The 12,565-nt window shown below is 72.7% G+C and carries 13 protein-coding genes and 1 riboswitch; of the genes, 7 read left to right on the top strand and 6 right to left on the bottom strand.

The window, feature by feature from the left end:
• The 3 genes from DKT69_RS25655 to pdhA form a co-directional block, all read right to left on the bottom strand.
• Window positions 1-424, bottom strand: a 424-nt coding sequence (locus DKT69_RS25655; protein WP_304598700.1) for a biotin/lipoyl-containing protein, incomplete at its 3' end; no start/stop codon positions are given.
• Window positions 425-500: 76 nt separating this feature from the next.
• Window positions 501-1,517, bottom strand: a complete 1,017-nt coding sequence (locus DKT69_RS25650) for an alpha-ketoacid dehydrogenase subunit beta (protein ID WP_109804067.1) — start codon at window positions 1,515-1,517, stop codon at window positions 501-503.
• The gene (gene pdhA, locus DKT69_RS25645) at window positions 1,517-2,722 is read right to left on the bottom strand and encodes a pyruvate dehydrogenase (acetyl-transferring) E1 component subunit alpha (RefSeq protein ID WP_201749854.1); all 1,206 of its coding nucleotides are present in this window, start codon (window positions 2,720-2,722) and stop codon (window positions 1,517-1,519) included. The genes DKT69_RS25650 and pdhA overlap by 1 nt, the downstream gene beginning before the upstream one ends.
• Before the next feature lie 72 nt (window positions 2,723-2,794).
• Here pdhA and DKT69_RS25640 point away from each other — a divergent pair, with 72 nt between their 5' ends.
• Together DKT69_RS25640 and DKT69_RS25635 are read left to right on the top strand one after the other, a co-directional pair.
• Complete coding sequence (locus DKT69_RS25640) at window positions 2,795-3,301, top strand: Lrp/AsnC family transcriptional regulator (RefSeq protein WP_109804065.1); 507 nt, start codon at window positions 2,795-2,797, stop codon at window positions 3,299-3,301.
• 185 nt (window positions 3,302-3,486) lie between these two features.
• Window positions 3,487-4,527 carry a P1 family peptidase gene (locus DKT69_RS25635; RefSeq protein ID WP_109804064.1) on the top strand — a complete coding sequence of 347 codons (1,041 nt, stop codon included), beginning with the start codon at window positions 3,487-3,489 and terminating at the stop codon, window positions 4,525-4,527.
• Between the two features lie 85 nt (window positions 4,528-4,612).
• On the opposite strand, the gene DKT69_RS25630 is transcribed toward DKT69_RS25635, so the two are convergent.
• Complete coding sequence (locus DKT69_RS25630; protein ID WP_109804063.1) at window positions 4,613-5,587, bottom strand: DNA polymerase domain-containing protein; 975 nt, start codon at window positions 5,585-5,587, stop codon at window positions 4,613-4,615.
• Window positions 5,588-5,721: 134 nt separating this feature from the next.
• Complete coding sequence (locus DKT69_RS25625) at window positions 5,722-5,952, bottom strand: hypothetical protein (protein WP_109804068.1); 231 nt, start codon at window positions 5,950-5,952, stop codon at window positions 5,722-5,724.
• Window positions 5,953-6,090: 138 nt separating this feature from the next.
• Between DKT69_RS25625 and DKT69_RS25620 the strand changes: the two genes are divergently transcribed.
• The 4 genes from DKT69_RS25620 (at window position 6,091) to DKT69_RS25605 (ending at window position 9,927) form a co-directional block, all read left to right on the top strand.
• On the top strand, window positions 6,091-6,822 hold the full coding sequence (locus DKT69_RS25620; RefSeq protein WP_109804062.1) for a histidine phosphatase family protein: 732 nt from the start codon (window positions 6,091-6,093) through the stop codon (window positions 6,820-6,822).
• Window positions 6,806-7,675 carry an NAD(P)H-hydrate dehydratase gene (locus DKT69_RS25615; RefSeq protein ID WP_109804061.1) on the top strand — a complete coding sequence of 290 codons (870 nt, stop codon included), beginning with the start codon at window positions 6,806-6,808 and terminating at the stop codon, window positions 7,673-7,675. The genes DKT69_RS25620 and DKT69_RS25615 overlap by 17 nt, the downstream gene beginning before the upstream one ends.
• A 147-nt stretch (window positions 7,676-7,822) precedes the next feature.
• A complete protein-coding gene (locus DKT69_RS25610) occupies window positions 7,823-9,307 on the top strand; it encodes a S8 family peptidase (protein ID WP_109804060.1) in 1,485 nt (494 codons plus the stop codon).
• A 119-nt stretch (window positions 9,308-9,426) separates the two neighbouring features.
• On the top strand, window positions 9,427-9,927 hold the full coding sequence (locus DKT69_RS25605; protein ID WP_109804059.1) for a hemerythrin domain-containing protein: 501 nt from the start codon (window positions 9,427-9,429) through the stop codon (window positions 9,925-9,927).
• Window positions 9,928-9,976: 49 nt separating this feature from the next.
• Here DKT69_RS25605 and DKT69_RS25600 read toward each other — a convergent pair whose 3' ends face one another.
• Complete coding sequence (locus DKT69_RS25600; RefSeq protein ID WP_109804058.1) at window positions 9,977-10,843, bottom strand: metallophosphoesterase family protein; 867 nt, start codon at window positions 10,841-10,843, stop codon at window positions 9,977-9,979.
• Between the two features lie 137 nt (window positions 10,844-10,980).
• Window positions 10,981-11,070, top strand: a riboswitch (ZMP/ZTP riboswitch).
• 18 nt (window positions 11,071-11,088) lie between these two features.
• On the opposite strand from DKT69_RS25600, the gene DKT69_RS25595 reads away from it, so the two are divergent.
• On the top strand, window positions 11,089-12,507 hold the full coding sequence (locus DKT69_RS25595) for a glycine hydroxymethyltransferase (RefSeq protein ID WP_109804057.1): 1,419 nt from the start codon (window positions 11,089-11,091) through the stop codon (window positions 12,505-12,507).
• Window positions 12,508-12,565: the final 58 nt, after the last annotated feature.

The following is a 12,565-nucleotide window of genomic DNA, read 5'->3' as shown; positions in this document are numbered from 1 at the left end:
GTGCGGCGGCGGCCGGCTCGGGGGCCAGCGCCAGGCGGGGGCGGCGACGCCGCCGACCCGAACCGCCGTGGCCGGTGCCGTACCCGATCAGCACGTTGCCGGAGCCGGCCCGCTCCTCCTCGCGGTAGGTGGCGTGCCCGGCGGGCTCCCGGCCGTCCGGGCCGGCGCCGTCCAGCGGCGCGATGGTGATCAGCGGCTGGCCGACCGGGCGTACCTCACCCGCCGCGCCGTGCAGCGCGACGACCCGACCGGCGAACGGGCAGGGCACGTCCACGACCGCCTTGGCGGTCTCCACCTCGACCACGCTCTGGTCCACCGTCACCACGTCGCCGACGGCCACCCGCCACTCGACGATCTCGGCCTCGCTCAGCCCCTCGCCCAGGTCGGGCAGGAGGAAGACCTGCGTCCGCTCGACGGTGGTCATGCGGATTCCTCCCGTCGGTCGGTATCCGCATGAGCCTCGTCCGGGCTGTGCCTGATGATTCGCTCGCTACGCTCGCTCATGCGACGCTCCCCTGCGGCAGCCAGCGCGGGTCGGGCTGGTCGTCCCACTGGAGCCGGGCCACGGTGTCCAGCACCCGGTCCACCGAGGGCAGGTGGGTGTGCTCCAGCATCGGGGCCGGGTACGGGATGTCCAGGCCGGACACCCGCAGCACCGGGGCGTGCAGGGCGTGGAAGCAGCGCTCCTGCACCCGGGCGGCGATCTCCGCGCCGACCCCGGCGAAGCCCTGCGCCTCCTGGATCACCACGCAGCGGCCGGTCTTCCGTACCGAGGCGGTGACCGTGGCGTCGTCGAACGGCACGATGGTGCGGACGTCGACGACCTCCAGGTCCCAGCCCTCCTCGCGGGCGGCCTCGGCGGCCTCCAGCGCGACCGGCACCGCCGGCCCGTACGCCACCAGGGTGGCGTCGGTGCCGGCCCGGCGTACGACGGCCGTGCCGAACGGCGCGGTGCGCGCCGGCAGTTCCGCCTCGGCGCTGGAGAAGTAGAGCTTCTTCGGCTCCATGAAGACGACCGGGTCCGGGTCGTCGATCGCCGTGCGCAGCAGCGAGTACGCGTCCTCGACGGTGGCCGGGGTGACCACCTTCAGGCCGGGGGTGTGCGCGTAGTACGCCTCGGAGGAGTCGCAGTGGTGCTCGACCCCGCCGATGCCGCCGGCGTACGGCACCCGGATCACGATCGGCACGCTGAGCGCGCCACGGGTGCGGTTGCGCAGCTTCGCCACGTGCGAGGCGATCTGCTCGAACGCCGGGTACGCGAACGCGTCGAACTGCATCTCGACCACCGGGCGCAGCCCGGACATGGCCAGGCCGACGGCGAAGCCGACGATGCCGGCCTCGGCGAGCGGGGTGTCGAAGCAGCGCTTGTCGCCGAAGCGGGCCTGGAGCCCGTCGGTGATCCGGAAGACGCCGCCGAGCTGCCCGACGTCCTCGCCGAAGACGACCACCCGGTCGTCGTCGAGCATCGCGTCGGCGAGCGCGGCGTTGAGCGCCTTCGCCATGGTCATGGTGGCCATCAGGCGTCCCCCTCTGAGTCGCGGGCGGCGGCCAGCTCGGCGCGGACCTGCTCGCGCTGCTCGACCAGCTGCGGGGTCGGCTCGGCGTAGACGTGCTCGAAGAGGCTGAGCGGGTCGACGGTGGGCTGGGCGTTCATCCGCTCGCGCAGGTCCGCGGCGTACGCCTCGGCCTCCTCGGCGATCGCGTCGACGGCGGCGTCGTCGAGCACGCCGCGGGCCCGCAGGTAGGTCTCCAGGCGGGCCACCGGGTCCCGGTCGCGCCACGCCTCGACCTCGTCGGGGTCCCGGTACCGGCTGGCGTCGTCGGCGTTGGTGTGCGCCTCCATCCGGTAGGTGTGCGCCTCCACCAGGAACGGCCCTCGGCCGGAGCGGGCGTGCTCGACCGCGCGGGTGAGCACGGCGAGCACGGCCACCGGGTCGTTGCCGTCGACCTGCTCGCTGGGCACGCCGTAGCCGACGCCCTTGTACGCCAGGCTCGGCGCGGCGGTCTGCCGGGACAGCGGGACGCTGATCGCGTACTTGTTGTTCTGCACGAAGTAGACGACCGGGGCCTTGAACACGGCGGCGAAGTTGACCCCCTCGTGGAAGTCGCCCTCGCTGGTCGCGCCGTCGCCGATGAAGGCCAGCGCGACGGTGTCCCGGCCCTGGTAGGACTCGCCGTAGGCGAGCCCGGCGGCGTGCACGCACTGGGTCGCCAGCGGGGTGCACTGCGGCGCGGTGTGCACCCGCGTCGGGTCGTAGCCGCAGTGCCAGTCGCCGCGCAGCAGGGTGAGCACCTCGACCGGGTCGATGCCCCGGGCGGTCAGTGCCATCGACTCGCGGTAGGTGGGGAAGACCCAGTCGGTGTCGCGGACGGCGAGCACCCCGCCGACCTGGCAGGCCTCCTGTCCCCGGGAGGACGGGTAGACGGCGAGCCGGCCCTGCTTGGTCAGGGCGGTGGCCTGGACGTCGAAGCGGCGGCCGACGACCATCCGGCGGTACATCTCGCGCAGCGCCTCGACCGACGGCTCGGGGTAGTCGGCGCGAGGCGGCAGCGGGGTGCCGTCCGGGTTCAGCAGTCGGACCGGCTCGGCCGTCGGCAGCAGGCCGGCCGTCGGGTCGGGTGCGGCCGGGGTGGCCGGCCGGCGGGTGCGCGGGGATGCCCTGCGGACCGCCTGGGGTGTGGTCGTCACGGCGGGGACCTCCTGGACGTGTGGTGGCCCTATGCTCCTGCTGTTGGATGATTGACTCAAGATCCCCGGTGAACGTGGGACGAATGGTGAGCCGAGGAGCGATTCATGAGCCAGGAGACCACCCCGGCACCGGGCGAGGCGGGCGGAACGGGACGTTCGGCCGGGCCGCTCGACGAGGTCGACCGGCGAATCCTGGACGAGCTGGTCCGGGACGGGCGGCTGTCCATCCGTACCCTGGCCGAACGGGTGCACGTCTCGCGGACGAACGCGTACGCCCGGGTGGAGCGCCTGCTGCGGGACGGCGTGCTCACCGGGTTCCGGGCCCAGGTCGCGCCGGAGCCGGCCGGGCTGGGCACGTCGGCGTACATCGCGCTGACCATCGAGCAGAACACCTGGCGGGAGGTCTCCGCCGAGCTGGCCCAGGTCCGCTACGTCGAACACGTCGCCCTGCTCAGCGGCGAGCACGACGTGCTCGCGCTGGTCCGGGCGCCGGACAACGCCACGCTGCGGGACGTGGTGCTGGAGCGGGTGCAGAGCATCGCCGGGGTGCTGTCGACGCGCACCTGGCTGGTCTTCGAGGAGTTCGACGGCACGCAGAGCCCCTGGGAGTAGGCGGCACCTCGGGTGCGATGGCGGCGCGTGGAGCAGAAGTGGGGTTTGACCTCAAGCGTCCGCGATGAGCGCGACCCCACCCTGGATGTTGTCGTGGTCCTCGTCGTGCGGATAACACCACACTCGACCGGCCAGATTCCGCAACGATCCCAGCACCGCCGGACTGAAACAACGACAGGAGCACCATGAATGAGCAGCGCTGCCGTGCCCGCGACCTCGGGGTCGTCGTGGGCCCGCTGTCCACCGGGCGGCACAACGCGATCACCGATGTCGCGGGGATCCTGGTCGGGCACACCACCATCGACGACGGCGCCGACCTGCACACCGGTGTCACCGCCGTCGTACCGAGCCAACTCGGCCCCGGACGGTGGACCCTGCCGGCCGCCGTGTACTCCGGCAACGGCCACGGGAAACTCGTCGGCTCGACCCAGGTGGACGAACTCGGCGTACTGGAGTCACCCGTCCTCCTGACCGGCACGCTGTCCGTGTTCCGGGCTGCGGACGCGCTGCTGGGGTACCTGATGGACCGCCGGCCGGGCGACCTGTCGTTCAACCCACTGGTAGGAGAAACCAACGACGGGCATCTCTCGGACATCCGCCGTCGCCCGATCACCGAAGAACACGTGCTCGCCGCCATCACCCGGGCATCCGGCGAACCGCCGGCGGAGGGCTGCGTCGGGGCCGGCACCGGCACCACGGCCCTGGGCTTCAAGGCCGGCATCGGCACCTCGTCCAGGGCCGTACGGGTGGCCGACCGCCCGGCGACCGTCGGCGCCCTCGTCCAGTCCAACTTCGGCGGAGTCCTGACCGCCCTCGGAGTCCCGCTGCCGGTCGATGAGCTGATCCCGGACGCCGACCGGACCGAACCACCCGGCAACTCATGCATGATCGTGGTGGCCACCGACGCGCCCCTGGACGCGCGACAGCTCGGGCGGCTCGCCCGACGGGCGGTCTTCGCCATGGGCCGGGTCGGGGCGTCCTACAGCAACGCCAGCGGCGACTACGCGATCGCGTTCAGCACGGCACAGCCGGACCAGCCACCAATCCCCGACGGGGAGATCAACCCAGTCTTCACCGCCGTCATGGACGCGGTCGAGGAAGCGCTACTCAACTCGCTCTTCACCGCCACCACCACCAGTGGGCGTGGTAACACCAGTTGCGCCGTTCCGCACCGGGCGGTGATCGAGCGGTTGTCGGCGGCCGGCCGGCTGGCGGCGCAGGCCTGAGCCGGGGTATGGGCACCTGAACGGTGCTCGGAGGCCTCATCCACGAGGCCGGCGGCGAACCAGGGCCTGAGACACGGCCCGGGCGTCAGCGCTCCGGCGGGGCCGCCACGCCCTCCCGGTCGGCCAGCTCCAGCAGCGGCGCCAGGGAGAAGCGGCGCTCGTCCAGGCCGGCGTGCGGATCACCCCGCTCCGCGAACCGGCCCGGCATGCTGAGCACGTCGAAGTCCTCGGGCCGCGCGTCGTCCAGCTCCGACCAGTCCAGCGGCGCGGAGACCAGCGCCGCCGGCGTGGGCCGGATCGAGTACGCCGAGGTCACGGTGTGGTCCCGGGCCATCTGGTTGTAGTCCACGAAGACCGGCCGGTCCCGCTGCTCCCGCCACCAGGTGGTGGTGACCAGGTCGGGCAGCCGGCGCTGCATCTCGCGGCCCAGCGCCAACACCGCCCGCCGGCACTCGCCGAAGCTCCAGCGCGGCTCGATCGACAGGTAGACGTGCAGGCCGCGCCCGCCGGTGGTCTTCGGGTAGCCGACCAGCCCCAGCTCGTCGAGGAACGCCCGCACCTCGTGCGCGACCGGGACCACCTGCGCGAAGTCGACGCCCGGCATCGGGTCGAGGTCGATGCGGAGCTGGTCGGGATGTTCCACGTCGGCCGCCGAGACCGGCCACGGATGGAACCGGAGAGTGCCGAGATTCGCCGCCCAGATCACCACCGCCAGCTCGGTCGGGGCCACCTCGTCCGCGGTCCGCCCGCTGGGGAAGGTGAGGTGCGCGGTCCGCACCCAGTCGGGCGCGCCGGCCGGCAGCCGCTTCTGGTAGAAGGCGTCACCCCGGTTGGTCTGCCGGGTGGCGATCTTCGCCCCCTCGAAGACGCCGCGGGGCCAGCGCTCCAGCATGGTCGGACGGTCCCGAAGCGCGCGCAGAATGCCGTCGCCGACGGCGAGGAAATACTGGATCACGTCCAGCTTGGTCAGTCCGCGCTCCGGGAAGTACGGCTTGTCGGGGCTGGAGACGCGGACCAGCCGCTCCCCCACCCGGATCTCCTCGGCCGCCGTGGTCGCCACGCCTCACACCGTACGACGCCGGTCCACCCGCCGGGGGACTTGTCAGGCGACGAGCAGGACGCCGGCGGGCGGACCCGCCGACATTTCGCGGCGACCGGCGGGCACACCCGCCCGCCGGTCGCCGTACGTCCGGTCTAGCCGTTTTCCTTCTGCATCCGCTCCATGAGCATCTTCTTGCCCTGGTCGGCGGCCTTGCGGTTGTTCTCCTGCATCTTGCGGAACCAGGTGGCCAGTTCGCTGTCACCCCGTTCCTCGGCGTCGGCGATGTACGTCTCCATTCGCCAGACGTGTTCCAGCGAGAGCTGGATGGTGTGGATCAGGTCGTAGTTCTTGTCCTTGACCACACTGACCTTCTCGCTGATCATCGTCGCCACGGCGTACCTCCCCATGTCTCGGCTTCGCGTGGAGCCAGCGCTTACCCGCCCGCCGAACGTTCACGCACCCGCAGGCCGACCGGCGACCGGTGCGGTTACCCGGGCGGGGGCCCGGGTACCGGAGGCCGCATGGCGGAACTGGCAACGCTCTGGATCGTGCGGCACGGCGAGAGCACGGCGAACGTCGCGGCCACCCAGGCGGAGGCCTCCGGGGCCGAGCTGATCGACCTGACCCACCGGGACGCGGACGTGCCGCTGTCGACCACCGGGGAAGAGCAGGCCCGCGCCACCGGTCGCTGGCTCGCCGGCCTGCCCGAGGCACGCCGTCCCGACGTGGCGGTGGTGTCGCCGTACCTGCGGGCGGTGCGGACCGCCGAGCTGGCGCTGGCCGGCACCGGGATCCCGGTCAACCGGGACGAGCGGCTGCGCGACCGGGAACTGGGCATCCTCGACGGCCTGACCCCGTACGGCGTGCGCCAGCGGTTCCCGGCCGAGGCGGACCGCCGGACCCGGCTGGGCAAGTTCTACTACCGCCCGCCCGGCGGCGAGTCGTGGACGGACGTGGCGCTGCGGCTGCGTACCCTCCTCGGCGACCTGCGCCGCGACCACCCGGACCGCCGGGTGCTGCTGTTCGGCCACGACGCGCTGGTCTTCCTGCTGCGCTACCTGGTGGAGGGGCTCACCGAGGCGGAGCTGATGGCGCTCACCCGGGAGCACGTCATCGCCAACTGCTCGGTGACCGGCTGGTCGGCGGGCGCCGACGGCCGGCTGGTCCCGGACGGGTTCAACGAGGTCGCCCACCTGCATCGGCAGGGCGCGCGGCCGACCAGGGAGGACGAGGTCCATGCCGAACCGGTCTGACACTCCGGTCATCACCCCCGCGCTGCTGCGGGACTGGGCGCTGCCGGTGCCGACCGGCGGCAAGGAGCACCGGGGCAGGGTGCTCGTCGTCGGCGGCTCCCGGTTCACTCCCGGCGCGGTGCTGCTGGCCGGGGTGGCGGCGTTGCGCGCCGGCGCCGGCGTGCTCCAACTGGCCACGGCCGAGTCCACCGCCACCGCGTTGAGCATCCAGGTGCCGGAGGCGCTGGTGGTGGGGTTGCCCGAGACCTCCGACGGGGCGGTCGCGGGCGGTCCCGGCGGCCTCCTGGCCGACCTCGTGGCCGACGCCGACGTGGTGGCCGTCGGCCCCGGCCTCAAGGACATCGACGCCACCCGCGGGCTGCTGGACCTGGTGCTGGGCGCCGCCGGGCCGGAGACGCCCCTGGTGTTCGACGCGTACGCCCTCGGCGCGCTCAGCCACGCGCCGGACCTGCTGGTCGGCTCGGGCCGTCCGGTGGTGCTCACCCCGAACCTCACCGAGGCCCAACACCTGCTCGACCGGGACCTCGGCGACGACCTGGACGCCGAGGCGGCCGAGGTGGCCCGCCGCTACGACACGGTGGTCTCCCTGTACGGGCACATCGCCACCCCGGACGGGCGGGGCTGGCGGGAGGAGAGCGGCGACGCCGGGCTGGGCACGTCGGGCAGCGGCGACGTACGCGCGGGGCTGCTCGCCGGCCTGCTCTCCCGCGGCGCGCAACCGGCGCAGGCCGCCTGCTGGGCCGCGTTCGCGCACGCGGTCAGCGGCCAACGGCTGGCCCCCCGCTACGGCCGGATCGGCTTCCTCGCCCGTGAGCTGCTCGACGAGATCCCCCAAACGTTGGCCACCGTCTGACGGTTGTTGTTCGTCCGTTCGGGTGTGTGTAACAACACACCATCTCCCTACGCTGAACTCTCGGAAGCGGGCAGCCGGCCCGCTTCCCGCCGGTCCGCTCCCCGCCAGGGAGTGCGACCCGGCCGGAACGGCCCCCTGGGAGTCTGTGTGAAGAACCTCCGTCGCAAGACACTGGCCGCCGCGTCCGCCGTGACGCTCGGCGTCGGTCTCGCCGTCACCGGCGGGCTGGCACCGGCGGCGGCCGCCGGACCGGACACCACGTTCCTGGTCCTCGCCCCGCAGGGCGCCAACACCGAGAAGGCGGCCGCCCGGGTGGCGGCCGCCAAGGGCACCGTGGTGGCCAACTACGACCAGATCGGCGTGCTCGTCGTCCGGTCGACCAACCCGGACTTCGCCACCCAGGTGGCGGGCGCGGGCGTCGACTCGGTCGCGTCCACCGCCGGCCTGGGCACCGCCCTCGACGAGGGTGAGACCGTCGAGGTCTCCGCGGCCGATGTCGCCAGCGCCACCGGCGACCCGACCAAGGAGCCGCTCTACGGTCAGCAGTGGGACATGGACATGATCCACGTCCCGCAGGCCCACGCGGTCAACGCCGGTAGCTCGAACGTCGTCGTCGGCGTGCTGGACAGCGGCATCTCGAGCACCCACCCGGACCTGGCGACCCAGATCGCCAAGGACAAGAGCACGTCCTGCCTCGGCGGTGTCGTCGACACCTCCGAGACGGCGTGGAACCCGACCACCAGCGACCACGGCACCCACGTAGCCGGCACCATCGCCGCCGCCGTCAACGGCGTCGGCGTGACCGGCATCGCGCCGGGCGTCAAGGTCGCCGCCGTCAAGGTGGTCAACGACGGCGGCTTCATCTACCCGGAGGCTGCGGTCTGCGGGTTCATGTGGGCCGCCACCCACGGGATGCAGCTGACCAACAACAGCTACTACATCGACCCGTGGGAGCTGAACTGCCGCAACGACGCGCGCCAGCGTCCGGTGTGGCAGGCCGTGCAGCGGGCCATCCGCTACTCGCAGTCCAAGGGCGTGCTGAACGTGGCGTCCGCGGGCAACTCCAACTACGACCTGGCCCACAAGCTCTCGGACTTCGGCAGCCCGGACGACGGGACGCCGGAGGCTCGGGAGAACCTCACCAACGCCTGCCTCGACCTGCCGGCCGAGGCCCCGGGCGTGGTGACCGTCTCGGCGGTGGGCCCGACCGGTGCGAAGAGCTACTACTCCTCGTACGGCCTGGGGGTTGTCGACGTCACCGCACCCGGTGGTGACAGCCGGTTCCGCACCGCCGGTGTCCGGGGGACCACCACCGACCAGGTCCTGTCGACGACTTTCAACCCGGTCACGAAGACCAACGGTTGGGGTTACAAGCAGGGCACGTCGATGTCCGGCCCGCACGCCGCCGGCGTCGCGGCGCTGGCGCTGTCGGCCCACCCGGGGATGACCCCGGGCCAGCTGGCGTCGTTCCTGGAGCAGTCGTCGGTGGCGCAGTCCTGCCCGGACGGCGTCTACAACCCGGCGCCGCTGCACCCGGACGGTCCGACGGCCTACAACGCGACCTGCTCCGGCGGGGAGCGCAACTCGTTCTACGGCGCGGGCATGGTCGACGCGTACAACGCGGTGAAGTAGCTGCGGCACAGCACGACCTGTGGTGGGGCCCGGCGGAACATCGCCGGGCCCCATCCGTTTTCGCAGCTCATGTCGGGGGTAGGGGATCATCCGTCAGCCCAACCCCCAAGGAGGTACCGGTGTCCACCGACGCCATCGTGCTGCTCAAAGAGGACCACAAGGAGATGCGCCGCCTCTTCCGGGAGTTCCAGAAGGCCGAGGACGGCCCGGCCAGCCGGCGCCAGGAGCTGGTGAACCAGATCCTCGAAGCCCTGACGGTGCACACCTACCTGGAGAACGAGGTGATGTATCCGGAGGTCCGCAAGCTCCTGCCGGACCTCGAGGACGACATCCTCGAGTCGTACGAGGAGCACCACGTGGCGGACCTGCTCTGTGCGGAGCTGGCCGCCATGGACGCCTCCGACGAGCGCTTCGTCGCCAAGACGACGGTGCTGATCGAGAACGTCGAGCACCACGTCGAGGAGGAGGAGCAGGAGTGGTTCCCCAAGGTGCGGGAGGCGCTCGGCCGCAACCAGCTCCAGGAGATCGGTGAGCGGATGATCGCGATGCGCAAGGATGCCCCGCGCACCCCGGATGACCCGAAGGCCCGCAAGAGCCAGCTGGACGCCGCCACCGCCTGACCCACGCGACTGCCCCGGGGCCCGGCCGTCGGTCGGGCCCCGACCTGTGTCACCACGCCGTCGGCGGGGTCCCCTCCGGGGCGGGCAGGATGCGGCGCAGGACGCCCGGCGGCCGGGACCGCTGCTTCCACTCGCGCGGATAGCCCACCGACACCTCCTCGAACCGGACCCCGTCGTGCCAGGTCGTCCGGGGAATGTGCAGGTGGCCGTAGACCACCGCGGCGGCGGCGAAGCGCCGGTGCCAGTCGGCGGTTGCCTCGGTGCCGCACCACTGCGCGAAGATCGGATGGCGCAGGACCCGGGTCGGCTCGCGGACCAGCGGGAAGTGGTTGACCAGCACCGTCGGCAGCGCCGGGTCCCGCGCGGCGAGCCGGGCCGCCGTCGTCGCCACCCGGTCCGCGCACCAGGCCGCCCGGCTCGGGTACGGATCGGGATGCAGCAGGACCTCGTCGGTGCAGACCACCCCGGTCCGGTACGCCTCCGCCAGCGCCGCCTCCGGGGTGTCCAGGCCGTCCGGGCGCCAGCTGTGGTCGTACAGCAGGAACAGCGGCGCCACCAGCGCCGGCCCGCCCGGACCGCGCCACACCGGGTACGGGTCCTCCGGGGTGAGCACGCCGAGGCGGCGGCAGAGGTCGACCAGGTGCTGGTAGCGCGCGACACCGCGGAGCTGGACCGGGTCGGCCGGCGGCGTCCAGAGCTCGTGGTTGCCCGGGGCCCAGACCACCCGGGCGAAGCGCCGGCTGAGCAGGTCGAGCGCCCATTCCACCTGGGCCACCGTGTCGCCGACGTCGCCGGCCACCAGCAGCCAGTCCCGCGGCGACTCCGGGCGCAGCGCCTCGACGACGGCGCGGTTGTCGGCGTGCCGGACGTGCAGGTCGCTGATGGCGAGCAGCGCCCCGTCGTCCTCCCCCACCATCCGTCGATCCTAGGGTCCGCCGCCGCGCCCACGGGGGACGCGACCGGTGCGGCGGTCGAGGCTGGCTCGAGCCGGCCGCGCCACGCCGACGGGTTGCCGAGGTGGACCGGGCCACCCCCGGCGGACCCGGTAGGATCTGCGCGGGCCGTTACTGGCGCGTGGGGATGGAGAACCATCGGGGAGCGGTCCCGTCACGAGGACGCATGCCGAGCGCCTGGGCCTTCCGCACGTCACCAGGAGGTCGCATGTCGCTGAACGCCGAATCCACCGCCTTCCGCAGCGCGCTCGAGGTGATCCGGGCCGTCGAGCCGCGGGTGGCCGACGCCATCGGGGCGGAGCTGGCCGACCAGCGCGAGTCCCTCAAGCTCATCGCGAGCGAGAACTACGCCTCTCCGGCCACCCTGCTGGCCATGGGCAACTGGTTCAGCGACAAGTACGCCGAGGGCACCGTGGGGCGTCGCTTCTACGCCGGCTGCCAGAACGTCGACACGGTCGAGGCGCTCGCCGCCGAGCACGCGCGGGAGCTGTTCGGCGCCGCCCACGCGTACGTGCAGCCGCACTCCGGCATCGACGCCAACCTGGTCGCGTTCTGGGCGATCCTGGCCGATCGCGTCGAGTCCCCCGCCCTGAAGAAGGCCCAGGTACGCCAGGTCAACGACCTCACCGAGGCGGACTGGTTCGCGCTGCGCCGCGAGCTGGGCAACCAGCGGATGCTGGGCATGTCGCTGGACGCCGGCGGTCACCTCACCCACGGCTTCCGGCCGAACATCTCCGGCAAGATGTTCGACCAGCGCAGCTACGGCACCGATCCGGCCACCGGCCTGGTCGACTACGACAAGGTGGCCGAGGCGGCCCGCGAGTTCAAACCGCTGATCCTGGTGGCCGGCTACTCCGCGTACCCGCGGAAGGTCAACTTCCGGATCATGCGGGAGATCGCCGACTCGGTGGGCGCGACCTTCATGGTCGACATGGCGCACTTCGCGGGGCTGGTCGCCGGCAAGGTCTTCACCGGCGACTTCGACCCGGTGCCGCACGCGCACATCGTCACCACCACCACCCACAAGTCGCTGCGCGGCCCGCGGGGCGGCATGGTGCTCTGCGGGCCGGAGCTGGCCGACCAGGTCGACCGGGGCTGCCCGATGGTGCTCGGCGGTCCGCTGCCGCACGTGATGGCCGCCAAGGCGGTCGCCCTGGCCGAGGCCCGCCGCCCCGACTTCGCCGACTACGCCCAGCGGATCGTCGACAACGCCCAGGCGCTCGCCGAGGGGCTGACCCGCCGGGGCGCCAAGCTGGTCACCGGCGGCACCGACAACCACCTGGTGCTCATCGACGTCACCGGCTACGGCCTCACCGGCCGGCAGGCCGAGCAGGCGCTGCTCGACTCGGGCATCGTCACCAACCGCAACTCGGTCCCGCAGGACCCGAACGGCGCCTGGTACACCTCGGGCATCCGGATCGGCACCCCGGCGCTGACCAGCCGCGGTCTCGGCACCGCCGAGATGGACCAGACCGCCGAGCTGATCCACACCGTGCTCAGCCAGACCACGTCGGGCGAGTCCAAGGCCAAGTACGTCCTCGACCCGGCCCTGGCCGACAAGGTCAGCAAGCAGGCCAGCGACCTGCTGGCCGGCTTCCCCCTCTACCCCGCCGTCCACCTCGGCTGACGCCCCGCACCACCGACGCCCCGCGCGGCCGGGGGCAGGGCGGGGCGTCGCACTTCCC

This window comes from Micromonospora sicca, from assembly GCF_003172935.1.
Taxonomy (GTDB): Bacteria; Actinomycetota; Actinomycetes; order Mycobacteriales; family Micromonosporaceae; genus Micromonospora; species Micromonospora sicca.
This window is presented reverse-complemented; position numbering and strand designations above follow the sequence as displayed.